Here is a 22575-nt window from a genome sequence, read left to right on the forward strand (position 1 = left end):
GATTTTTGTTTAAATTTATACAACATTAATTTCAAAATATTTTATTATGTCATTAAACATCATCGATCTAATCAAAGGGCAATTGGGCTCTACCCTTGTTTCTCAGGCTGCATCGCAACTTGGAGAAAGTGAAGCCGGAATTTCAAAAGCAATTTCAGGATTACTTCCGGTCATTGTGGGCGGATTAGCCAACAATTCTGACAATCCGGTCGTGTTGGATTCTATTTCAAACACATCATCAAACAGTGTTTTGGGCAATATTTGGGAAAGCGCAATGGGTAATTCTTGGATTACCGGAATTTTGTCTTCATTATTTGGCGACAAACTGAACGGAATTGTTAATGCGATTGCTACTTATGCGGGAATCAGCAACCATTCTTCTTCTTCCCTCCTTAATCTTGTCACTGGTGCAACCGTAGGATCTATCGGAAAATATGCAGCTGACAATAATCTGGATAAATCATCAATATCTTCTTTATTAGACGATCAGAAAGGGATTGTTTCAATATTATTGCCTGCAGGACTTTCTTTAGCGTCTTTAAATGTCGGAGACTGGGCAAAACGCTATGAATTTGACAATGACCAGGACGAGATAAAACCTGTAACTCATGAAGAACCAAAACCTGAAGTAACCAGAAGTGTTGCAGAAGGCGGAACTTTTCCGGACAGACCAACATCTTCAGAAGGTGGTTCAATCTGGAAATGGTTGCTTCCTCTATTGTTATTAATTGCAGCAGGATACTTTTTATGGAAACAATGTGAGAAAAAAGAAAGCACCACTACGACAACAGTTACCGGTGATTCTCTAAACACGACAAATGATACCTCTTCTACAATGTCGGATACAACATCAACATCAATGACGACAAGAGTTGACGAAGATATTGATCTAAATGGAACTGTGCTAAAAGGTTACAGAGGCGGAATGGAAGATCAGATGATCACTTTCTTAAAAACTGACGGCTATAAAAATGCAGCCAACGATGAAGCTTTAAAAGATAGATGGTATGATTTTGACCATGTTAATTTTAAAATAGGAAGTGCTAATGCTTTAGAAGCAGGTTCTGAAGAACAATTAAAGAACTTGGTTGCCATTTTGAAAGCATATCCTGATGCAAAAATTAAAATTGGTGGATATACAGATAAAACCGGAGACGAAGCTAAAAACAAAAAGCTTTCTGCAGACAGAGCTAATTTTATCAAAGATTGGTTATCAAAACAAGGTGTAGGAGCACAAGTTATTGCTGCTGATGGTTACGGTAGTGAATTCGCAAAAGTTGATGCATCTGCTTCTAATGAAGAAAGAGCGATAGACAGAAAAATGTCCGTAAGATTTGCAAAATAATCTGATTTCAAGGTAAATACTTAAAATCCCGAAAATATTTTCGGGATTTTTTGGTAAAATAGATTTCCTTTTCATTTATTTAATTAAATTTGTTAGTCATTTCTAACATTTATGAATTTCAATTTAAAAAACGCCTGGCGTAAAGATAAAACCTCGCACTCCCTACCGGAAGTATTTTCTTCCATTCCGGTTCCGAAAAAATCTACTTTTTGGAGAAAGTATCTTGCATTTGCAGGTCCCGGACTAATGGTTGCTGTCGGGTACATGGATCCGGGAAACTGGGCAACCGATATTGCTGGAGGATCTCAGTTTGGTTATACTCTACTCTCAGTTATTCTTATTTCCAATATTTTCGCAATGGTTTTGCAGCATCTTTCTGTAAAATTAGGGGTTGTTGCCGAAAGAGATTTGGCTCAGGCTTGCCGGGATCATTTTAAACCGACTACCAATTTCATCCTTTGGATATTTTGTGAGATTGCCATTGCTGCTTGTGATTTGGCAGAAGTTATAGGTTCTGCCATTGCATTAAATTTACTTTTTGGAATTCCTTTAACGTGGGGAATTGTGATTACAACTATTGATGTATTAATTATCCTATTGCTTCAGGCAAAAGGTTTCCGCTGGATAGAAAGTATTGTTGCCGGATTAATGTTTATCATTCTCGTATGTTTCGGATATGAAGTCATCATTTCAAAACCGGAAATCAATGCTATCTTGGGAGGACTTGTTCCGCAAAAAGAAATTATTACCAACCCTGCAATGCTCTATATCGGGATAGGAATTCTCGGAGCTACCGTAATGCCGCACAACCTTTACCTTCACAGTAGCATCGTACAGACAAGAGATTATACAAGAGATAGTGAAGGAAAAAAAGAAGCGATAAAGTTTGCCACTTTAGACAGCACCGTTTCTTTATTACTTGCATTTTTTATTAATGCCGCTATTTTGATTTTAGCCGCAGCAACTTTTCATACAACAGGAAATCAACACATTGCAGATATTCATGATGCTTACAAAATGCTGACTCCAATTTTAGGAGCTTCCATGGCAAGTATTGCTTTCGCTGTTGCACTTTTAGCTTCAGGACAAAACTCGACCTTAACAGGAACTCTTGCCGGACAAATTGTGATGGAAGGTTTTTTGAATATTCGCCTAAAACCTTGGTTACGTAGATTAATTACCAGACTAATTGCTGTAATTCCCGCTTTGATCGTCACTATTATTTATGGCGAAGAAGGAACAACAGATCTTTTGGTTTTGAGCCAGGTTATTCTTTCGATGCAACTGAGTTTTGCGGTTGTTCCATTAGTGATGTTTACCAGCGACAAAGCCAAAATGGGTGAATTTGTGAATAAACCATTCTTAAAAACCTGCGTCTGGATTATTACTGCGATTATCATTGTTCTGAATCTTTATCTATTGTTTCAGACATTTTTTGGAGAATAATTTTTAGAAGCTATTTGATTACATCGAAAAGCTAATGTTTAATTTTTATTTGAAGCTTTTTCCCGCTTTCCGCACTCGCTATTTAAGAATTAGGCTGCGGCGGCTTCGCCGCCGCAGCCTAATTCTTAAAATGAGCTCAGACAATTGCTGCAATCGGGGCTAAGATGTTCGTTCTTTCTTACAATTTTATCCTTAAAATCTCAATTTTACTGCTTTCAAATAGCCCGGATAGAAACGACATCCTTTTTTGTGGCAGACAGATCCCGAAGCTTCGGGAGGAGATGGTCACAAAAAAGATACAGTGGATAGCCGGATTAAGCTCCTAAAAATATATTAAGAATCTTTACTTAATTTTCATGTGAATCTTTTTACTTGATTCTTTTTACTTTTACCTTGACTTTTTTCCTGCCTAAATGTCACGCTTTTTTATTTGGCAGAATGTTTGTGAAACAACCTTGTAAAAAGTTATTGAAATATGGAAAATCAGGATATCAACGAAGAAAACATCAATAAACAAGAAGAAAACAATACCCAGACTGAAGCAACAGCTCAGGAAAATGTGACAGAAACGCCTACTCCAGAAGAACTTTTGGCAGTAGAAAAAGACCGTTACATCAGATTGTATGCAGAGTTTGAAAACTATAAAAAAAGAACTTCAAAAGAAAAGATGGAATTCTTCCAGTATGCGAATCAGGATATGATGATTTCTATGTTGGGCATTTTGGATGATTTTGAAAGAGCTTTGAAAGAAATTGCTAAAAACGGTAACGAAGCAGACCTTCAGGGTGTTGAATTGATTTACAACAAATTCAAAAACAAACTGACCGAAAAAGGACTGAAAACGATGGAAGTAAAAGCCGGAGATAACTTTGATGTAGATTTCCACGAGGCAATTACCCAGATCCCTGCTCCTTCTGAAGAGCTAAAAGGTAAAATCGTAGATGTTATCGAAACAGGATATACTTTAGGTGATAAAGTGATTCGTTTTGCAAAAGTTGTAACAGGAAACTAACAATATAAGTAATGAGTAATGGGTAATGAGCAATTGCAGATTACCAATTACTTATTACCAATTACTCATATAAAAAGATGTCAAAAAGAGATTATTACGAAGTTCTTGAGATCAGCAAATCTGCAAGTGCCGACGAAATAAAGAAAGCATACCGTAAAATGGCTATTAAATATCACCCAGATAAAAATCCGGGAGATAAAGAAGCCGAAGAAAAATTTAAAGAAGCTGCAGAAGCTTACGAAGTCCTGAGTGACGATAACAAGAAAGCCCGCTATGATCAATTCGGTCATGCAGGAATGAGCGGAAACGGAGGCTTCGGAGGAGGCGGTTTCGGCGGCGGTATGAACATGGAAGATATTTTCAGCCAGTTTGGAGATATTTTCGGTGGTGGTTTCGGAGGATTTGGCGGTGGCGGCGGTGGTAGTCAACAAGCTAAAGGATCCAATTTGAGAATCAGAATAAAGCTGAATCTTGAAGAAATGGTGAACGGAACCCAAAAAACTCTTAAAGTAAAAAAAATGAAGATGGCGGAAGGCGCCACTTCTAAAACTTGTCCTACGTGTAACGGAGCCGGAGTGCAGATGAAGGTGATGAATACGATGTTCGGACAAATGCAAACCCAAACCACGTGTGGAACTTGTCAGGGAATCGGTAAAGTTGCCGACAAAATTCCGGCAGGAGCCAATGCACAGGGTTTAATAAAAGACGAAGAAGAAATTACGATCAATATTCCTGCAGGAGCAAGAGACGGAATCCAGCTTAATGTAAGAGGAAAAGGTAATGACGCTCCGTTTGGAGGTATTCCGGGAGATCTTTTGGTGATTGTGGAGGAAGAAGTAGATAAGACCATCAAAAGAGAAGGCGACAATCTTCATCAGGAACTTTATGTTTCGTTTGCTGAAGCCGCATTAGGAACGAAAAAAGAAATTCCTACCGTTGGCGGAAAAGTAAAAATCACCGTTGATGCAGGTACACAATCCGGAAAAATCTTAAGATTGGCAGGAAAAGGTTTACCAAGCATCGATAGCTACGGAAAAGGCGATATGTTTATTCACATCAATGTATGGACGCCGCAAAAACTCACCAAAGACCAGAAGGAATTCTTCGAAAAACAAATGAGCAGCGGAGAAATGGTTGCAGAGCCCTCCGGAAAAGAAAAGACCTTCTTTGATAAAGTAAAAGATTTATTTAATTAAAAATACTAAAAAAGAGGCTTGTAAAAAGTCTCTTTTATTTTTAAATTTACATCAATTTTTAATTTGACATATTTCCTAAAGGATATAGTAAAAAACATCTCATGAATTATAAGCTTGAACTGCGTACACCCGATTCTCAACCAAAATTGATCTTTCATGCAATAACGTTTGATTCTTTCAAAGTAAACATTGTAGAAAGATATTGTGGTGTAAAACCATTGTTATGTGATGTATTGTTCAGAGTAAGAACTCTGGATGATCAGATCATCAAAAGAAGAGATGGTCATGTAAAGATCCGCATCAAAGATGAAGAGCTTGAAACCTATCAAAGATTACTGAAAGTATTTAAATCTTACGATTATAAAAACCGTTTGATCAGCAGAAGAGATGCAGAACAGGATTTCGTTCATTTCTTCCTGAGAATGGTGATTATGAATTATGAATTAAACTAAAAATTTTCTCTATTTTCGTAGTATTCTAACTGCGAAAATATATTTTATGGGAAAAGCATTTGTTCTTTCATTCATGTGTGCAATCGGTTACGCACAAGAAAATCCGAAGTATCTTTTTGATGATTTGTATTTTGCAGATCCTTCTACCCGAATATTTGATGATAAAATATACATTTATGCTTCTCACGACATTCAGACAGATGTAAAAGATGCAGCCAACGGAGCACATTTTAATATGAAAGATTATAATGTTCTTACGTTGGATAATATCAATGAAAAAGCAAAAGATAACGGAGTTGCTTTAAAACTCGAAGATATTCCTTGGGCAAAACAGCAGCTTTGGGCTCCCGATGCCGTAAAAAAAGGAAACAAATATTATCTGTATTTTCCGGCAAAAGATAAAGACGATTTATTTAAAATCGGTGTTGCTGTAAGCAAAAGTCCTACAGGTCCTTTTAAATCCGAAAAAAATCCGATTACAGGAACATATAGTATTGATCCGACTGTTTTAGATGATCAAGGTAAATATTACATTTATTTTGGAGGCTTGAAAGGTGGGCAACTTCAGAATTACAGAAACAATCAATACTCAGAAAATTATCCTGAACTTCAGAAAGATGAGAATGCTTTGCTTCCAAAAATAGCAAGGCTGAAAGATAATATGAAAGAGCTTGCTGAAGCGCCAAAAGATGTTTTGATTTTAGACGAAAACGGAAATCAGCTAAAATCCGGCGATCAGCATCGTCGTTTTTTTGAAGGAATCTGGGTTCATCAATACAACAACAAATATTACCTTTCCTATTCTACCGGAGAAACTCATAAGCTCGTCTATGCAATTGGAGACAATCCTTACGGACCATTTACCTTTAAAGGAGAAATTCTGACTCCGGTTGTGGGGTGGACAACTCATCACAGCATCGTTGAAATCAATAAAAAGTGGTATTTATTTTATCACGACAGCAAAAAATCAGGCGGAAAAAGTTATCTGAGAAGTTTAAAAATCAGAGAATTGAAATATGATGAAAATGGTTTGATTCAAACAATGAACGGACAGGATTAATTACAGCAAATACTTCAGTTTTCTATTTAATAAAACCAATAATAAACTTACAGGAATTAGAATTAATAAGAAAATTAGAATTTTATATTCCGAAGTCATATCCTTATAAAAATCCGATTTCATAATGAAAGGATGTACTACATAAATTGCCGTTGACAGGCTTGCCAAAACTTTCGATTGCGTTTTAACATAGATTTTCTGACAATATAAAAAGAGAATCGGACTTACAAAAAACAAGGAAAACAATATGTCTGTACTTTCCGAGCTGACCATTATATAATTGAAGTAAGCTTCCGCAACGATCATTAATACTGAAAAAACAATCAGTAAATAAGAATATCTGTATTTTTCGAAACTGATTTTCATTTTATTTATTAAAAAGCCAATCGTCAGGAAAGGAAAGCATACAAAAAGAAAATTCCGGTAGATAAGATAATCATTTAAAACCGAATCCTGTTCTCCTTTAAAATAATGTGCATTTCCTAAAATCTGGACAATATAGCCAATTCCAAACAACAGAAAAGCAAAAGCAAAAAGTAAAACAGCTTTTTGATTTCTCAAAAGAAATAAAATAATTCCCGAAAAAAAAGTTCCGATCAAATACCATAAATGATGATACCCAAAAATTACGGTAAGCCAAACCTGATCGTTATCTTTCCAATACGAAAAATAAATAAGCATCCAGATTGCATAGAGTAAAAATGTTCTGAACAACCATTTCTGAAGCTTTTTACCTGTATCAATATGAAAAAAATAAAATCCCGTAATCACCAAAAAAACAGGAACCGCCATTCTGAAAATACCATTAACCAATAAAAAACTAAGCATTGGATGGGTTTCTTTAAGAAAATTCATGTGCAGAAATACGACAAATAATGCCAGAATTATTTTTAAAACATCAATGCTTAAATTTCTACCCATAAATAAACCAAGAGAAACATGATGGTATCCCTTTTATGGTGCAAAAATAAATATTTCCTGTAAAGCCTATGAAATATTAGTCATTCATTTCGTATAAAAAAGAAAATCCTGCTCCAAAATATTGAAGCAGGATTTTTTATAAGGATCTAACAATTATTTTTTCGTTGCTAATGCATAAACTTTTTTACCACCACTGATTAAAAACAGAGCGATCAATCCACCTACAATGCCGAAAATTACCTGTTTTAAAGTCTCATGCCAAGTCGGTAATGCGTGATGAAGCTGATCAATATTATGATCAAAAATTCCTCCGGCAACAAGTATAAGTGCAATTGTTCCTATTACTCCCAAAGCCTTTATTACAAAAGGAAGTGCCTTTACCAGCAAATGCCCTAACTTTCCGAAGAAACCTTTATCGTTGCTTTTTTTAATTAATTTAAAACCGGCATCATCCATTCTTACAATTAATGCAACAATCCCGTAAACTCCTACTGTCGCAATAATGGAAACAACAGAAACGGTAACAACTTCTACAAGAAACGGATCAAACTGTGATTTTAATGCTTCATAACCATCTTTTGCAGCTGCCAATGCAATAATTACAATCTCAAGAGATAAGATAAAATCTGTAGTAACGGCAGATTTTACTTTAGCCTTTTCTGCAACTTCACCATCTTCCACAATATCATCAGATTCTTCAATAACTTCATGCCCTTTTTTCTCTCTGTGAAATAAAAATTCCACAATTTTTTCAACACCTTCATAGGCAAGGTAAAATCCGCCAATAATCAGAATAATTTTTATAGCCGGTGAATAAAGCCATTCCAGAAGAAAAACGATAGGAACAATAATCAGCTTATTGACGAAAGAACCTTTCATAATTTTCATCAAAACAGGAATTTCTCTTGAAGAAAGGAAACCGGTCGCTTTTTCAGCATTTACGGCAAGATCATCCCCTAAAATCCCAGCTGTTTTCTGAGTCGCAATTTTACTTGTTACTGCCACATCATCCATCAAAGCAGCGATGTCATCCAAAATCGCAAAAAAACCAGAAGCCATAGTATTTTAATATTTTTTTAATAAATGTTAAGTCTTACAAAAATATAGATTTAATTTGGGATTTAAAGATATTTTGAAATTCAATTATCGGATTAAAACAGTAATTTTATAATACGTTTAAACAATTTTAATGAAATCATTTGCAAGTATTTTTATTCAGATGGTAATTTTTTTATTATTTACCAACTGCAGAGAAAAACTGGAAGAGCCTGTTTCATTTTTCGAAAATTATGATGTTAGTTCCGGAAGATATAAACTGGAAATTCACCAGGTTGAAGGAGAACTTATTGATGATTTTAGAAATTTTTATATTGATGATCCACTGACTTTAAATAAAATGAAAAGACAATGGGTTTTTAAATATAAGTCCGATATAAAATCGTGCGGTTATGGATATTTAATTGCCCTAAAAGAAGATAATAAATCGATAAAACAGACTTTAGTAAATTTGGATTGTGAATATATGTCGGGATGGATATATTTTCCAAAAAAATATCTTTTAGACCACAAAAATCATTTCAAAAGAATAGACTAAATTTCATTTTCTCCTTACCTTTACTCTATGAAGAAGCTGGTTCTCAATTACCATTTTTTTGTTTTGGGCTTAATGAGCTGCATTCTGAATTCATGTAATACAAAATTCAGGGTTTGGGTGGGAAAAGACAGCCAGAAAATCTACAATCTCAAATACGGTGAACATAAACGCCAGAAAATGGATGTTTTTCTTCCGGCAGATTATCCGCAAGATTCTCCTGTCGTTTTGATTGTTCATGGTGGAGCATGGAAATATGGCAGAAAAGAACACATGATCCAGATTCAGAAATTGCTTTTTAACAGTAATATTCCGAGCATTAATATGAATTACAGATTGGTTTCTAAGCATCTTACTTACAAAGAACAGCTGGAGGATATCAATGCTGTGATTGAAAAGTTCAATTCGCTTTCAGATAACGCCGAACTTCTTCCTAACAATTATATTCTGCTTGGTGAAAGTGCAGGTGGGCATTTAGCTTTATTGTACGGCTATCAAAATCCCGATAAAATAAAAAAAATTATTTCTCTGAGTGGCCCGACAGATTTTTATTCTGAACAATATTTAAAATCGTTTTACTCGAAATATACTTCGGGAACGATTCAAAAAATGGTGGGAACTAAGTTTAACCGCAAAAGTTTGTCTGAAGATTTCCAAAAAGCAAGTCCGGTTGCAAATGTGACGAATGTTCCGACCCTTTTGTTTCAGGGAAATCAGGATTTTCTGGTGAATCAGAAACAGGGTTTAGCGCTGGATTCTGTTTTAACGAAGATGAATGTGCCACATAAATTGATTTTTATGGATAAAACCGGTCATGCACCAAGATTTTTCAATAAGAAAAAAAGAGACAGTATAATTTATCCAAATATTTTGGAGTGGATACGGGATTGATTTTCTTTCGTCCTTTCAGGGATCAATTTGACATCATTTTCTATTTCACAGGGTTTTAGCCTGCGCTTTAATATGTCGCCCTTTCAGGGCTTGCAAATATTTAATCAAAAAATAACCCGCTAAAAAGCAGGTCATTTATATAATTTAAAAATTGATTATTTTTCTTTGTCAATTAAATCATCCAAAACTTCATCTTCCGTTTTTGGGTCACCTTTAGGAGCGCCGAACATAAATTTAAGAATTACTGGAACGGTAGTGATCAAAACAATTACAATGATAATAAATTCAAGCTTTTCTTTAAGGTTAATACCAAATTGAGCCATGAATAATTCATTAAGATAATGCCCTGCAAAAATCAAGATAAAAGACCAAAGAACACCACCAATGATGTTGTCTCGTACAAACTCTTTTCTATCCATTTTCACAATACCCGCAACAATCGGCATAAACGTTCTTACCACCGGTAAAAATCTCGCCATAATAATTGCTAAGGCACCGTTTTTTTCAAAAAAATCATGCGCCTGATACAAATATTTTTTCTTGAAAAGCATTGTATCTTTTTTGTTGTATAAAGCCGGACCAGTTTTTCTTCCGAACCAATACCCTACCTGATTACCAACAATTGCAGCAAGAGCAACGGCAGTTGCTAAGATAGTTGTATCTAGAAGGTCACTTCCTGTAGATCCAAAAGTTTCTTTAATAATTTCTACCGCATAAATCCCCGACACGAAAAGTAATGAATCTCCCGGAAGGAAAAACCCTACGAACAAACCAGTTTCGGCGAAAACGATAAACAAAATCAGCCAAAACCCACCCATTTTTATATAAAATTCTGGGTTTAATAAATCTTTCCAACTATTGAAATCTTCCATATATAATGCTATCTCACAAAAATAAGCTTAATCCCCTATACAAGGAAATTTATTAGCATATTTTAACGAAAATTCAAACATGATTTTTTATAGGTCTAAATCGTCATCCGAAACGGCTGTTCCGTCTGCCATCAGATAAGCTTTCAGGAAAGGGGTAAGGTTTCCGTTCATCACCCCATCAACATCTGAAGTTTCGTGAGCAGAACGAACATCTTTTATCAGTTTATAAGGATGCATCACATAATTACGGATTTGACTTCCCCACTCGATTTTCATTTTTCCGGCTTCAATCTCATTTCGAGCTTTCATACGTTCCTCCAACTCCATTTCATAGAGTCTTGAACGAAGCAACTGCATTGCTTTCTCTTTATTCTGAAGCTGAGAGCGGGATTCTGAGTTTTCGATGATAATTCCTGTCGGAGCGTGACGAAGACGAACTGCTGTTTCCACTTTGTTTACGTTTTGGCCACCTGCTCCTGAGCTTCGCATAGTTTCAAATGAAATATCGGCAGGGTTGATGTTGATTTCAATCGTATCATCCACCAACGGATAAACGTATACCGATACAAAACTTGTATGACGTTTCGCATTGGAATCAAAAGGAGAAATTCTCACCAATCTGTGCACCCCGTTTTCGCCTTTAAGATAACCAAAAGCATATTCGCCGTCGATTTCTAAAGTCACCGTTTTCACACCGGCAACATCACCTTCCTGAAAATTCAGTTCTCTGATTTTGTAGCCTTGTTTTTCCGCCCACATCGTGTACATTCTCATCAGCATCGATGCCCAGTCACAACTTTCTGTTCCTCCTGCTCCTGCTGTAATCTGAAGAACAGCCGAAAGCTCATCACCCTCGTTGGAAAGCATGTTTTTAAATTCAAGGTCTTCGATTTTTTCTAAAAGCTGAGGAAAGGTTTCATCCAATTCTTTTTCAGAATCAGGATCTTCTTTAGCGAATTCCATTAAAACCTGTAAATCTTCAAACTGAGTATTGATCTCTTCATAATCTTCTACCCATTTTTTTTTCGAACGAAGCTGCTTCAGAAATATTTCTGCTGTTTTAGGATTATCCCAAAATTCCGGGGCAGCAGTTTTTTCATCATCGTTGGAAATTTCTATCTTTTTTTTGTCGATCTGAAGATATCGGTGTAAATCTTCAATTCTTGACTGAACTTCTTTTATCTGGTCGTTGTTGATCACGAATTTTTTCTTTTTGCAAAAATACGGATAAAATCATGAGAAATGAATAATGTGCAATGAGTAATACTTTTAAACTATATTTATTGGATTAAAATTTAAAATATATGAGTAGAAATGAAATCAATGATATTATTAATCAACGAAAATCTTCATTATCACGTTTAAACAAATTATTTTATACAATTGATCTATTTAAAGGAACAAATCAAAATGAATATCTTAGGCTTTCGGAAAAAGTTTTGGTACAACTTGAAAAAGGAGTCGATTACAATAAAATGAAAGAAGTTTTAGAATATGAATTAGTTGTTGGATATGGTCTTTTTCATTCTGAATTTGACTCTGAAAACATTGCTAAAGATATTTTGGACTTGTGGGAACATAACTGATTAGTGAAGGTAAAATTAAATTTTTATCTCGCAGATTTGACGGATTGCGCAGATCTTTTATTATGTTTTTAGATTGATTTTCAAAATCCAACTCTCAAATCATCTCCGCAACCATCTCTCCTATTTTCGGAGCCAGCGCAACTCCCATTCCTGAAAGTCTCACTGCACAGAATTGTCTTTCAGAAATTTGTTTTACGATTGGCGTTTTTTCTGAGCCCATTGCCATAATTCCTGACCAGCACATGAAAATTTTAAAGTCTTGATTGGGCAAAATGACTTCTTTCAAAAAAAATTCCAGATGATTTTGAAGAAATTCTGTCGTCTCGAAATCAGTTGTTTGTTCTGTTTCAAAATCTTTATTTCTTCCGCCACCCAATAGCACGCGATTTCCGAGATTTCTGAAATAATAAAACCCCTCATCGTAATGGAAGGTTCCTTTTATTTTTAAATTTTCAATAGGTTCGGTTAAAATAATTTGTCCGCGAGACGGAATAATTTCTTCTTTTTCTAAAAATTTTGAGGCAAATGCATTGGTACAATGAATAATTTGATTGGATTTTATGGAAAGACTTTGCGAAAGCTGAACTTCAACATCATCTGTATTTTCTACAATATTCTTAACCTCAGTTCCAAAGAGAAATTCAATTTGGAGCTGATAACATTTTTCTAATAATCTTTGCAGTAATTTTCCGGAATGAAGACTGCCTTCAAATGTGTTCTCAATTAAATATTCAGATTTTCCAAGTCCGGATTCTTTGATTTTTTTCTGATTAAGAAAGTAAGTTTTTTCTGATCCTGTAATTGATTTAAGCTTTTCATTAACCTCATCAATTTTTTGCAATGGTTCATTATCATTTAGAATTTCGAAACCACCGTTTAATTCAAAATCAATTTCTGTGCTTTTAAAATAAGACTGAATTTTTCGTAAACCATTAAACCTCATTTTTACCAAATCCAATGTCTTTTCCCATCCCATTTTCTCAGAATCGGCAATGACTTCGGTTAAACTTCCAAAGCATGCAAAACCTGCATTTCTGGTAGATGCTCCCAACGGAATAGAATTTCGTTCAATAATTACAACTGATTTTTTAGGATATTTTTCTTTGATGGAAATTGCAGTCCACAATCCTGTAAAACCGGCTCCGATTATAATTACATCATGTTTTCTGTAAAATGTTTCAAGCTCCCAAATGCTGTTATTCATGAGTAAGAATTATTGGTGAAGGTAATCATTGAACATAAATTTCAATCACAATTACACGTTAAATTTAACCAAATATTCATCAAAATCTAAAAAATAAGCCAGTTAATTAAAACCGGCTTATTGTACAATCATTTTTTCTATTTTGTGTAATAATAAAAGCAAAAAAATACTTCATATTATTTTTTAACTACTTTTTGAGAAGTTAAAGTTCCATTTTTGTTTTTTAGAACAAGGATGTAATATCCTTTATCCAAGAATGAAAGATTCAGTTTTGATTCGGGTTGAATATTAGCTTTAATTGTTTTCCCTGCAAAATCTAAAACTTCAATTGAAGCAATCTCTGAAGAGTTCCTCAAATTCAATTCACTTGCAAACGGATTAGGGTAAATTGCGATTTCGTTTGATTTTTTCGCGTCAGAAACAGAGAGATTAGTAACTTGAGCAGAAACTGCAAAGACATTTATTACTGTTGTCGCTGTAGATGTTTTTTTAATATTCACTGAAGTAATTAATCTGTTATAACTTACCGGGCTTATTGCTAAAGGGATCTGGTAAATTCTTGGATTTGTACCTCCTGCTGCATCCAAAGCATTTGTAGCTCTATTGATTCTTCCGATTCCCTGAATAGCTGCACTTGTTCCGCCATACCAATCCTGAAAATTGATATTCGTAAAAACCTGAAATGACCCGTCTGAAAAATTAACCGTAATATCTCCGGTAGAAGGACCACTTCCACTTACGGCAAGAACATATAAATTATTTGTTGAAGTTGGTGTTACTAAAGTAAGCGTTCCTGTGTCATTTGCATTGGGAAGTCTCAGAGAGTTATTTCCTGAGTAAGAAGCCAACTGATAGGTTAAACCACTTGTTGCCGTTACTGCAGAAGTAATGAGTCCGTTTTCGGGCAATCCGTAAGTTAATGCTGTTGCGGAAGAATTTACTTTAAAATCTTTCGACATATACGCAAAATTGTCGGTGTCTTTGTCTAAACTCATGGTTGTAGAATTCAAAGAAGGTCCGACTCCGTTTGCAATAACATCTGCATTAAATCCTGTAACGGTTAAAGGCTGATAAGTCTGTGCATTTAATTGAGTTAAAGCTAAAACGGCACCAAGAGAAAGGAGTTTTCTTTTCATAGATTATATTATTGTTGATTAGTTTTAAGAAAAAGATGAGTTTTTTCAGAATCAAAAACCTCAACAAATATAGAAGACGAACCACAAAAAAAGCTACTCTAAGCGCAGAATTACCTACTCAACACATACTCACCCATCTTTGAATTGCTTTAAAAACAACATTTCAAATAAATTAGATAATATTTAACAATAAAAACAATAATAAAAGAAACAATTATTACCAATCAACAAAATACTATAAAAAATTTACAACAAATAAAGTCATCAAATATTTATTAAAAAAAATCCACCACTAATAAAAGTGATGGAAAAATATAATTTCTTGAGAATAGTTTATTGATCTTTCTCTTCCGCATCATTATGCTGAAAACCAATTTCTCTTCTCGGTGTTTCCACAGCCTGATAAGTTTCGAGTTCAGATTTCAGGGCACGAATTCTCATTTGGAAATCATCGAGATTATTGATAATAACATCATTTAAAAACTGAGCAATCTGATTAAGGTATTCTTCGGTAAGTTTTGCAGCTGCATCTCGCAAAGCACCATTCAGAAGAACCTCATCAATAACCATTTTCTCGTTTTTGACTCTCTGATAGCGGTTTTTAATTCGTTTTTTCAGACTTTGGGTAAAATCAATCAGCATGGTGTTGCTGAAAACCTTCATTTTGGATGCAATATTGTTCCAGAAAGGAATTTTATCGGCTTTATTATTTTTAAGAATTTTAAAAAGCAGAGAATCTTTATCCAAATTTTTGGTCATCGAATACAGGATAATTTCTGATCTTTCGGCAGCATTTGGCGGAAAAACGGGAATCAAAACATCAAATCTTCCGGGAGCCAAAATTTCCTCATCAATATCAACAACTGTATTTGCAGAGCCCACCATTAAAACATCCTCACTTTCAAATTTAGAAATATAATGGAGAATAATTTCCTGAGTTTCAAGATTACAGGAAGCGACATTGTTTTCTGCTCTTCTTTCCATCATAATATCATCAAAGTCTTCAAGAAAAAGTAAAACTTTGTCTTGTTTCATCATTGCCACAAGATAATCGTTGAAATTAGTCTGATTTCCATCCACAAAAGAAGTTCCGAGATAATATTTTTTGACTTCTTTAAATTTATAATTGATGATTTCTGCAATTTTATTCGCCCAAAAAATTTTCCCGCTTCCGGGAGGGCCATACAAAACAATCCCTGCGGGTTTGTTTATTCCCCAGTCTTTTATCTGCTGTGGATTTAGAAAAGGTTCCAAAATTCCCGAAATATGAAAATAAAGATCCCTGTAACCGATGAAATCACGTTGCTGTAAACTGGTTTTAGTTCCGAAATAATTATAAACAAACTTATAATTTCCGCCCAATTTCTGATCAATTCCATAACTTGAAATAGATGAACGGAATAATCCGTTATCAAAAATATTTGCATCGGTTTCCTTAATCGCTTTTTCTACCTTTTCTTTGGGCTGATTGATGGTTTCTGCGATCTGCTCTACAGTTTTGTTCTCATCCAGATCTTTTTCATATAATTTTAAAAAATCTACATTTTCACGGGCAAATTTTTCAAAATCTTCTTTCACTTCGAAATTGGTGGTGATACAGTCGATCAAATCGAGATCAAAATCCTGAATAAACTGCTTAATGGCTTCAGCGGAAACATTTAATTCTTTTGCAAGCTGGATTAACTTCATACAAACATCTTTAACTCAAATATAATGAAAAATTTTTGAGATTTGGGATTTGAAATTCGAGATTCGGGATATAGATGTTTAGCACTTTTACTTGATTCTTTCTACTTTTTACTTTTTTCTTAAAAAAAATTGTAACATTTCACAAAAAAGAGAAACTTATCAAAATATATAACTGAACTACATGGAAAAAATTTTATCAGTAAAGAATCTGACAAAAAAATTCAAGAGAGTCGTTGTTAACAATATTTCTTTCGATGTGGAAAGAGGTAATGTTTACGGACTTCTCGGTCCCAACGGAAGTGGAAAATCTACTACTTTTGGGATGCTCCTTTCAACCATCAATCCTACGAGTGGCGACTGGTTTTGGTTTGGTAAAAAGGGAACTGATCCCGAAACACTGAAAAAAATAGGAGCGATTATTGAACAACCCAATTTCTACCCTTATTTAAGCGCAGAAACCAACTTAAGAATTGTTGCCCAGATCAAAGGAACTCCTTATTCAAGAATTGACGAAGTTCTGAATACCGTGAAACTTTTAGAAAGAAAAAAAGACACGTTCAAAACGTATTCTTTAGGAATGAAGCAACGTCTGGCTATTGCTTCGGCTTTACTCAACAATCCTGAAGTTTTGATTTTGGATGAGCCTACAAACGGTTTAGATCCTGAAGGAATTATCCAGATCAGAGAAATCATTGGTACTATTGCAAAACAGGGTATTACGATCATTATTGCGAGTCACCTTTTGGATGAAATCGAAAAAATCTGCAGTCATGTAATTGTTTTAAAAGAAGGAAATGCCATTTATTCGGGAAGAGTAGATGAAATTACCAGCAACCAAGGCTTTTTTGAATTGAAAGCAGATAATAATTCCGCTCTTTTGAGTGCTTTGGAAGAACTTCAGTGGTTTACTTCAGTTTTTGCAGAAGGCGAACTAGTAAAAGCACAGGTTCGCGATGACGCGTCGATTTCTGCATCAACACTAAACCAGAAACTTGCCGAAAAAGGTATTTTCTTGTCGCATTTAGCCAAGAAAAAACAATCGCTTGAAAATCAATTCCTTGAACTTGTAAAAAACACTAATTAATCATGATGAAATTATTAAAATTAGAATATTATAAAAATCTGAATTATACACCGTTCAAGGTTTTCACGATTTTATATTTTGTGATATTGATTATTTTCCTTTGTATCGGATTGATTGATTTAAAGCTCTTCGGAGATACCATCAACCTAAAAGAACAAGGAATGTACAATTTCCCGGAAATCTGGAATTTTACAACCTGGACCGTCGCTTTACTGAAGATATTTTTAGGGTTGATTATTGTATTTTCAATCTGTCAGGAATTCAGCAACAGAATGTTTAAACAAAATACCATTGATGGTTTAAGCAGAGAAGAATTTATTGGTTCAAAACTTTTAACCATTATTATTTTCACATTCATTTCAACTGTTCTTGTGTTTGGAATTACGATGTTTTTAGGATACCGATATTCAACCTCAACAGAGTCGTCGTTGGTTTATAAAGAAATATTTTTTATTGGAAATTATTTTCTGAAACTTTTTGCATTCTTCTGTTTATTAATGTTTTTATCAATTCTGTTAAGAAAATCAGTTTTTGTATTCCTTGCATTTTTTGTACTTTGGGTAGGAGAATCTATTCTTGGAGGAATTGAAACTTACACAAAAGTTGCAGGAACACAGGCGGCTCAAAGAAACGAAATTCTACAAAATGATTTTTTCTTCAGCAAACTTTTCCCACTGGAAAGCATATCTAATTTAATACCTAACCCAATGTTAAGATTAAATATGGCAAAAGCACTCGGTTTAAAGTATGAATTTACCTATCCTACAGAAAGCTTAATTGCTTGCTTGGTTTGGTGTGGTTTATTTATTTTGGGATCTTATTTGATTTTAAAGAAAAGAGACTGGTAAATTTGTTTTACATATTATTCAAAATTAAAAGTGATTCGTTGAGTCACTTTTTTTGTTTTTATTAATTATTTCATCGGGCTTTACCCGATGCTTTATGAGGTCGCCCTTTCAGGGCTCTCAAATAATAAAAATGTCTTAGCTTAAAATATAAAAACAAAAGCCCCGAAATAAAATTCCGGGGCTATATTTATACAGGCAAAAATTACTCATTACCTATTATTTATTACTCATTAACCAAGATATGGGTATTTGTAATCTTTAGGAGAAACGAAAGTTTCTTTAATCGATCTTACAGAAGTCCATCTCAGTAAGTTCATTTTAGAACCTGCTTTATCATTAGTTCCTGAAGCTCTACCACCACCGAAAGGTTGTTGACCAACAACCGCACCAGTTGGTTTGTCGTTGATATAGAAGTTTCCTGAAGCATTTTCTAATGCTTTGAAAGCTTCATTTACAGCATATCTGTCTTGTGCGAAAACAGAACCTGTTAATGAATATGGTGAAGAAGAATCTACCAATTGTAAAGTTTCTGCCCATTTTGCGTCTTCGTAAACATAAATCGACAAGATTGGACCGAAAATTTCTTCCACCATACTTTCGTACTGAGGATTAGTAGTTTCGATAACTGTCGGGTTTACAAACCATCCTTTAGAATCATCTACTTTTCCACCAATCACAACATTTGCTTCGTTTGAAGCATTTGCTCTGTCGATGTATCCTTTACATTTTTCGAAAGAATTTTTATCGATTACGGCATTTACAAAATTTGAAGGATCTTCAGGAGAACCGACTTTAATTGAAGCGATCTGAGTTTCCATCACTTTTTTCACATCAGCCCAAAGAGACTGAGGAATATACGCTCTTGAAGCAGCAGAACATTTCTGACCCTGATATTCGAAAGCACCTCTTACCAAAGCCGTTGCCACCGCTTCTACATTTGCAGAAGGATGTGCAATTACAAAATCTTTTCCACCAGTTTCTCCAACAATTCTCGGATATGTTCTGTAATTGTGAATATTGTCACCAATCATCTTCCACATTCCCTGGAAAACTTTTGTAGAACCTGTAAAATGAAGTCCTGCAAAATCTCTGTGCGCTAAAACTTTATCAGCCGTTTCTTTTCCATCCGTAAAAATCATGTTGATAACGCCTGCAGGAAGACCAGCTTCGATCAAAACATCCATGATTACTTTTGCAGAATAGATTTGTTTGTCTGAAGGCTTCCAGACCACAACGTTTCCAAGCATTGCCATACATGTTGGCAAGTTTCCTGAAATTGCTGTAAAGTTGAATGGAGTTACTGCAAAACAGAATCCTTCCAATGGTCTGTACTCTACTCTGTTCCAGATTCCTGCATCAGAAACCGGTTGCTCAGAATACATTTCTGTCATAAATTCTACATTGAATCTCAGGAAGTCAATAAATTCACAAGCTGCATCAATTTCAGTTTGATGAACATTTTTAGACTGCCCGATCATGGTTGCTGCATTGATCACATCTCTGTAAGGTCCAGCCAAAAGATCAGCCGCTTTTAAGAAAATCGCTGCACGGTGTTCCCATCCAAGCTCATTCCATTGCTTTTTTGCTGCTAAAGCCGAGTTGATTGCATCATCTACATGCTGCATTGTTCCTTTATGATAAAAACCGAAATCGTGTGAATGATCCTGTGGAGACTGAAGCTGAACAGTATCGCCCGTTTTCACTTCTTTACCGTTGATAATCATTGGGATTTCTGTCTTTTCTGCCCACATTTTTTTGTACGTTGCAAGTAGAGATTTTACTTCTGCTGATCCCGGTTCGTAAGAAGTTACCGGCTCATTTACTGCAAATGGTACTTGCGAAATTGCTTTTGACATATAGTTGTATTGTTTGTTTTTGCTTTTTACAAATTTACAACATTTAAAATTTACTTCTAGGAAATGCAAATAGTCAATTTTTGTGTGAGTGGAAATATTAGAAAAAAATATTAACGCAATGAGCGCTGAGATTTTTTAGAATTGAAAATATTTTCCGTTCGCAAAGGCACTTCGTTCAGCAAATGAAATATGCACCATAGCTGAGTGAAACGCCTTTTCGGACGGAAACAAAAAGTTTTTTAGTGAAAATTTCTTTACGGACTTAGCGTTAAAAGATATTTATAATATGAAATTCGCAATCCAAAAAATTGACAAGCGAAGCGAATTGACCGTTCAATTCACTTTTTCACATCTTCTCCGTTTCAAGAATTTTTAACACTAATTTTTCTTCGTGAGTTAATCCGGCTTTTCCATCATTTTCTTCAATGATTTCCAATTCGTCAAGATATTTTTTAATCGTATTATTTTCGTAAAGGTTGATGACTAAAGGGTGTACATAATATTTTCGGCAAACCGTACTTGTATTTCCCAAATGTTCAGCAACAATATCTAAAGCGGCTTTTACTTTCTTTTTGTACTGAGAATTGTTTTCGGCATAACCGATTTCTTTAAAAGCAATTAGGGCATTTACTGTTCCACTCCATGTTCTAAAATCTTTAGCTGTAAAATCTTCACCGCTTAATTCTTTAATATAATCATTCACCATGCCTGAATCCACAGAATGTCTTTTTCCTTCATCATCAAAATACTGAAACAATTCTTTTCCCGGAATTTCTTTGCATTTCATAATTAACTTAGCCAATCTTTTGCTTTTCAGACTGACATTATGCATAATTCCTTTTTTCCCTTTGAATGAGAATTTTATTTTTTGTCCCTCGATTTTCACGTGTTTTTCTTTCAAAGTTGTTAAACCGAAAGAACCATACAATTTTTCGTAAATATTATTTCCGATACGGATATTGGTTCGCTGCATCAAGCTGACAATTAATGCCAAAATTTTTCTTTTTTCAAAATTTCTTAGGGCTAAATCTTTTTCTAGCTGCAAACGAATTTCAGGCAAGGCATACCCAAACTGAAGCATTCTGTAAAACTTAGTATGGTTTCTCAGTGCACTCCACAACGGATGATAACGGTATTGCTTTCTGTTTTTCACATCAAAACCTGTTGCCTGAAGATGACCGTTGTCTAAAGCACAGATCCATACATTTTCCCAGGCCGGCGGAATAACTAAGCTATTTATTCTTTTAATTTCTTCTTTATCCTTAATTCTTTCATCACCTTTAAAATACTGAAACTTTTTACCTCTTTTTCGGCGAATAATACCGGAAGCTTCAGCATCAGTGGTATAAATAAGATTTACCGCCTTTGCAGAAGCTACCGGATCCTTCATAATTTTGACAATCTTCGATGGCTTAAGATGAGAAATAATATCTAAATCTGATTGATCCATAAAAGTTGGTTAAGAGTTTTTACCCCGAGAAAATAGCCATAATAAAATGCCTACTACGCCGACAACCAGAATTATTCCCCACCACATTCCTGCTTTAAAGATCGTTTCTACCGCTTCACAACTTGTCAAAAGCATCAGACTAATAATAGTCATGCTGTATAAAGTTATTTTTTTCATAATAATTTATTTTTTAGGTTTAATATTATTTGTTGGATGAGGGATGTATAATCAATAAATTTGATATTTGATATTTGATATTTGCTTAATTAACCAAAATTTCGAATCTCAAACTTCAAATCTTAAATCCTATTCCGGTCTTCTCTCCATTTTTTGATAGATTTCTTAATTTCATCTCCTGAAATATTTTCATGCAAAGCTTTATATAAAAGCTCTTTAAATTCATCATCATAAGCAAAACGCAGTGCTGCAATCTGACTGAAATTCAGCTTCTCTTCTACTTCATCCGACCTTTTACTGAACAGTTCAAAATATCTTTGCTTAAACTCAAGTCTCACTAAACGGTTCTGAAGTCCGAGAGCATAATGTTGACGAACCATAATGGCGAGATACAGAATCAGGAAAATAATGACAGAGAAAAGAATCCATAAAAGCTCATGTTCTGAATCTTTAAAAACTTTATAAATTCCAAATATTTCTAAAAAGAATAACAATGGAAGAAAAATAAAGTGATGGGGTGGATAATATTTCCTGTGATTGGTGTAATTCTGTGTTTCCATAGAGGTATAGTAGCAAGAACCTTTCCAAAATGTTTTGACTTATTAATTTGTGGTATTTATTTGGGCTGGAAGCTGGGTGTCGGAAGCTGGAAGTAATTTTTGGTCTGCAAATTTGTGATGTATTTTTTACAAGAAATTTTCTAAAAAAATGAAAAAAAATTAATACTATATCCTAATTAAACTTCCCTCGTCCAGCTTC

General features: G+C 34.5%; 22 protein-coding genes. 11 read left to right on the forward strand and 11 right to left on the reverse strand.

The window, feature by feature from the left end; translation table 11 throughout:
* The first annotated feature begins 46 nt into the window (after positions 1-46).
* The 6 genes from BM371_RS14275 (at position 47) to BM371_RS14300 (ending at position 6511) form a co-directional block, all read left to right on the forward strand.
* On the forward strand, positions 47-1345 hold the full coding sequence (locus tag BM371_RS14275; protein WP_034678782.1) for an OmpA family protein: 1299 nt from the start codon (positions 47-49) through the stop codon (positions 1343-1345).
* Positions 1346-1456: 111 nt separating this feature from the next.
* The gene (locus BM371_RS14280; RefSeq protein WP_034678783.1) at positions 1457-2791 is read left to right on the forward strand and encodes an Nramp family divalent metal transporter; all 1335 of its coding nucleotides are present in this window, start codon (positions 1457-1459) and stop codon (positions 2789-2791) included.
* A gap of 475 nt (positions 2792-3266) precedes the next feature.
* The gene (locus BM371_RS14285; RefSeq protein WP_034678785.1) at positions 3267-3803 is read left to right on the forward strand and encodes a nucleotide exchange factor GrpE; all 537 of its coding nucleotides are present in this window, start codon (positions 3267-3269) and stop codon (positions 3801-3803) included.
* Between the two features lie 77 nt (positions 3804-3880).
* Positions 3881-4999 carry a molecular chaperone DnaJ gene (gene dnaJ / locus BM371_RS14290; RefSeq protein ID WP_034678786.1) on the forward strand — a complete coding sequence of 373 codons (1119 nt, stop codon included), beginning with the start codon at positions 3881-3883 and terminating at the stop codon, positions 4997-4999.
* 101 nt (positions 5000-5100) lie between these two features.
* Positions 5101-5451, forward strand: a complete 351-nt coding sequence (locus BM371_RS14295) for a hypothetical protein (RefSeq protein ID WP_034678787.1) — start codon at positions 5101-5103, stop codon at positions 5449-5451.
* 46 nt (positions 5452-5497) lie between these two features.
* Positions 5498-6511, forward strand: a complete 1014-nt coding sequence (locus BM371_RS14300) for a glycoside hydrolase family 43 protein (protein ID WP_228376796.1) — start codon at positions 5498-5500, stop codon at positions 6509-6511.
* On the opposite strand, the gene BM371_RS14305 is transcribed toward BM371_RS14300, so the two are convergent.
* Both BM371_RS14305 and BM371_RS14310 read right to left on the reverse strand, forming a co-directional pair.
* Complete coding sequence (locus tag BM371_RS14305; protein ID WP_034678788.1) at positions 6512-7432, reverse strand: acyltransferase family protein; 921 nt, start codon at positions 7430-7432, stop codon at positions 6512-6514.
* Positions 7433-7585: 153 nt separating this feature from the next.
* The gene (locus tag BM371_RS14310; RefSeq protein WP_034678789.1) at positions 7586-8491 is read right to left on the reverse strand and encodes a DUF808 family protein; all 906 of its coding nucleotides are present in this window, start codon (positions 8489-8491) and stop codon (positions 7586-7588) included.
* A gap of 130 nt (positions 8492-8621) precedes the next feature.
* Between BM371_RS14310 and BM371_RS14315 the strand changes: the two genes are divergently transcribed.
* Together BM371_RS14315 and BM371_RS14320 are read left to right on the forward strand one after the other, a co-directional pair.
* Positions 8622-9026, forward strand: coding sequence for a hypothetical protein (locus tag BM371_RS14315; RefSeq protein ID WP_034678790.1), 405 nt, complete (start codon positions 8622-8624; stop codon positions 9024-9026).
* Positions 9027-9053: 27 nt separating this feature from the next.
* Complete coding sequence (locus BM371_RS14320) at positions 9054-9914, forward strand: alpha/beta hydrolase (RefSeq protein ID WP_034678791.1); 861 nt, start codon at positions 9054-9056, stop codon at positions 9912-9914.
* 155 nt (positions 9915-10069) lie between these two features.
* On the opposite strand, the gene BM371_RS14325 is transcribed toward BM371_RS14320, so the two are convergent.
* Both BM371_RS14325 and prfB read right to left on the reverse strand, forming a co-directional pair.
* Complete coding sequence (locus BM371_RS14325) at positions 10070-10786, reverse strand: DedA family protein (RefSeq protein WP_034678793.1); 717 nt, start codon at positions 10784-10786, stop codon at positions 10070-10072.
* An 87-nt stretch (positions 10787-10873) separates the two neighbouring features.
* Complete coding sequence (gene prfB, locus BM371_RS14330) at positions 10874-11986, reverse strand: peptide chain release factor 2 (RefSeq protein WP_034678794.1); 1113 nt, start codon at positions 11984-11986, stop codon at positions 10874-10876.
* Between the two features lie 104 nt (positions 11987-12090).
* Here prfB and BM371_RS14335 point away from each other — a divergent pair, with 104 nt between their 5' ends.
* Entirely contained in the window at positions 12091-12372 is a 282-nt protein-coding gene (locus BM371_RS14335; RefSeq protein WP_034678795.1) for a hypothetical protein, read from the forward strand.
* Between the two features lie 94 nt (positions 12373-12466).
* Here BM371_RS14335 and BM371_RS14340 read toward each other — a convergent pair whose 3' ends face one another.
* The 3 genes from BM371_RS14340 to BM371_RS14350 all read right to left on the reverse strand — a co-directional run bounded on the left by BM371_RS14340 (position 12467) and on the right by BM371_RS14350 (position 16401).
* Positions 12467-13576, reverse strand: a complete 1110-nt coding sequence (locus tag BM371_RS14340) for an NAD(P)/FAD-dependent oxidoreductase (protein WP_034678796.1) — start codon at positions 13574-13576, stop codon at positions 12467-12469.
* A gap of 176 nt (positions 13577-13752) precedes the next feature.
* A complete protein-coding gene (locus BM371_RS14345) occupies positions 13753-14712 on the reverse strand; it encodes a T9SS type A sorting domain-containing protein (protein ID WP_034678797.1) in 960 nt (319 codons plus the stop codon).
* A 333-nt stretch (positions 14713-15045) separates the two neighbouring features.
* Positions 15046-16401, reverse strand: a complete 1356-nt coding sequence (locus tag BM371_RS14350) for an AAA family ATPase (RefSeq protein ID WP_034678799.1) — start codon at positions 16399-16401, stop codon at positions 15046-15048.
* A 181-nt stretch (positions 16402-16582) separates the two neighbouring features.
* On the opposite strand from BM371_RS14350, the gene BM371_RS14355 reads away from it, so the two are divergent.
* Together BM371_RS14355 and BM371_RS14360 are read left to right on the forward strand one after the other, a co-directional pair.
* Entirely contained in the window at positions 16583-17485 is a 903-nt protein-coding gene (locus tag BM371_RS14355) for an ABC transporter ATP-binding protein (protein WP_034678800.1), read from the forward strand.
* A gap of 2 nt (positions 17486-17487) precedes the next feature.
* Positions 17488-18333, forward strand: a complete 846-nt coding sequence (locus BM371_RS14360) for an ABC transporter permease (protein ID WP_034678801.1) — start codon at positions 17488-17490, stop codon at positions 18331-18333.
* A 230-nt stretch (positions 18334-18563) separates the two neighbouring features.
* Here the strand turns inward: BM371_RS14360 and pruA are convergent, their stop codons facing one another.
* From pruA to BM371_RS14380, 4 genes are all read right to left on the reverse strand, one after another.
* Positions 18564-20189 carry an L-glutamate gamma-semialdehyde dehydrogenase gene (pruA, locus tag BM371_RS14365; protein ID WP_034678803.1) on the reverse strand — a complete coding sequence of 542 codons (1626 nt, stop codon included), beginning with the start codon at positions 20187-20189 and terminating at the stop codon, positions 18564-18566.
* A gap of 346 nt (positions 20190-20535) precedes the next feature.
* A complete protein-coding gene (locus BM371_RS14370) occupies positions 20536-21639 on the reverse strand; it encodes a DNA topoisomerase IB (protein ID WP_034678804.1) in 1104 nt (367 codons plus the stop codon).
* A 9-nt stretch (positions 21640-21648) separates the two neighbouring features.
* Positions 21649-21816 carry a hypothetical protein gene (locus tag BM371_RS14375; protein WP_034678805.1) on the reverse strand — a complete coding sequence of 56 codons (168 nt, stop codon included), beginning with the start codon at positions 21814-21816 and terminating at the stop codon, positions 21649-21651.
* A 122-nt stretch (positions 21817-21938) separates the two neighbouring features.
* Positions 21939-22376, reverse strand: coding sequence for a DUF6526 family protein (locus BM371_RS14380; protein WP_034678806.1), 438 nt, complete (start codon positions 22374-22376; stop codon positions 21939-21941).
* Positions 22377-22575: the final 199 nt, after the last annotated feature.

This window comes from Chryseobacterium formosense, from assembly GCF_900116415.1.
GTDB lineage: Bacteria > Bacteroidota > Bacteroidia > Flavobacteriales > Weeksellaceae > Chryseobacterium > Chryseobacterium formosense.

Coding starts and splice junctions, on each gene's coding strand:
- BM371_RS14350 (WP_034678799.1), bottom strand. CDS start 16,401: ATGAAGTTAATCCAGCTTGCAAAAGAATTAAATGTTTCCGCTGAAGCC.
- BM371_RS14380 (WP_034678806.1), bottom strand. CDS start 22,376: ATGGAAACACAGAATTACACCAATCACAGGAAATATTATCCACCCCAT.
- BM371_RS14340 (WP_034678796.1), bottom strand. CDS start 13,576: ATGAATAACAGCATTTGGGAGCTTGAAACATTTTACAGAAAACATGAT.
- BM371_RS14370 (WP_034678804.1), bottom strand. CDS start 21,639: ATGGATCAATCAGATTTAGATATTATTTCTCATCTTAAGCCATCGAAG.
- pruA (WP_034678803.1), bottom strand. CDS start 20,189: ATGTCAAAAGCAATTTCGCAAGTACCATTTGCAGTAAATGAGCCGGTA.
- BM371_RS14295 (WP_034678787.1), top strand. CDS start 5,101: ATGAATTATAAGCTTGAACTGCGTACACCCGATTCTCAACCAAAATTG.
- BM371_RS14325 (WP_034678793.1), bottom strand. CDS start 10,786: ATGGAAGATTTCAATAGTTGGAAAGATTTATTAAACCCAGAATTTTAT.
- BM371_RS14280 (WP_034678783.1), top strand. CDS start 1,457: ATGAATTTCAATTTAAAAAACGCCTGGCGTAAAGATAAAACCTCGCAC.
- BM371_RS14310 (WP_034678789.1), bottom strand. CDS start 8,491: ATGGCTTCTGGTTTTTTTGCGATTTTGGATGACATCGCTGCTTTGATG.
- BM371_RS14275 (WP_034678782.1), top strand. CDS start 47: ATGTCATTAAACATCATCGATCTAATCAAAGGGCAATTGGGCTCTACC.
- dnaJ (WP_034678786.1), top strand. CDS start 3,881: ATGTCAAAAAGAGATTATTACGAAGTTCTTGAGATCAGCAAATCTGCA.
- BM371_RS14375 (WP_034678805.1), bottom strand. CDS start 21,816: ATGAAAAAAATAACTTTATACAGCATGACTATTATTAGTCTGATGCTT.
- BM371_RS14315 (WP_034678790.1), top strand. CDS start 8,622: ATGAAATCATTTGCAAGTATTTTTATTCAGATGGTAATTTTTTTATTA.
- BM371_RS14345 (WP_034678797.1), bottom strand. CDS start 14,712: ATGAAAAGAAAACTCCTTTCTCTTGGTGCCGTTTTAGCTTTAACTCAA.
- BM371_RS14320 (WP_034678791.1), top strand. CDS start 9,054: ATGAAGAAGCTGGTTCTCAATTACCATTTTTTTGTTTTGGGCTTAATG.
- BM371_RS14300 (WP_228376796.1), top strand. CDS start 5,498: ATGGGAAAAGCATTTGTTCTTTCATTCATGTGTGCAATCGGTTACGCA.
- BM371_RS14335 (WP_034678795.1), top strand. CDS start 12,091: ATGAGTAGAAATGAAATCAATGATATTATTAATCAACGAAAATCTTCA.
- BM371_RS14360 (WP_034678801.1), top strand. CDS start 17,488: ATGATGAAATTATTAAAATTAGAATATTATAAAAATCTGAATTATACA.
- BM371_RS14285 (WP_034678785.1), top strand. CDS start 3,267: ATGGAAAATCAGGATATCAACGAAGAAAACATCAATAAACAAGAAGAA.
- BM371_RS14305 (WP_034678788.1), bottom strand. CDS start 7,432: ATGGGTAGAAATTTAAGCATTGATGTTTTAAAAATAATTCTGGCATTA.
- BM371_RS14355 (WP_034678800.1), top strand. CDS start 16,583: ATGGAAAAAATTTTATCAGTAAAGAATCTGACAAAAAAATTCAAGAGA.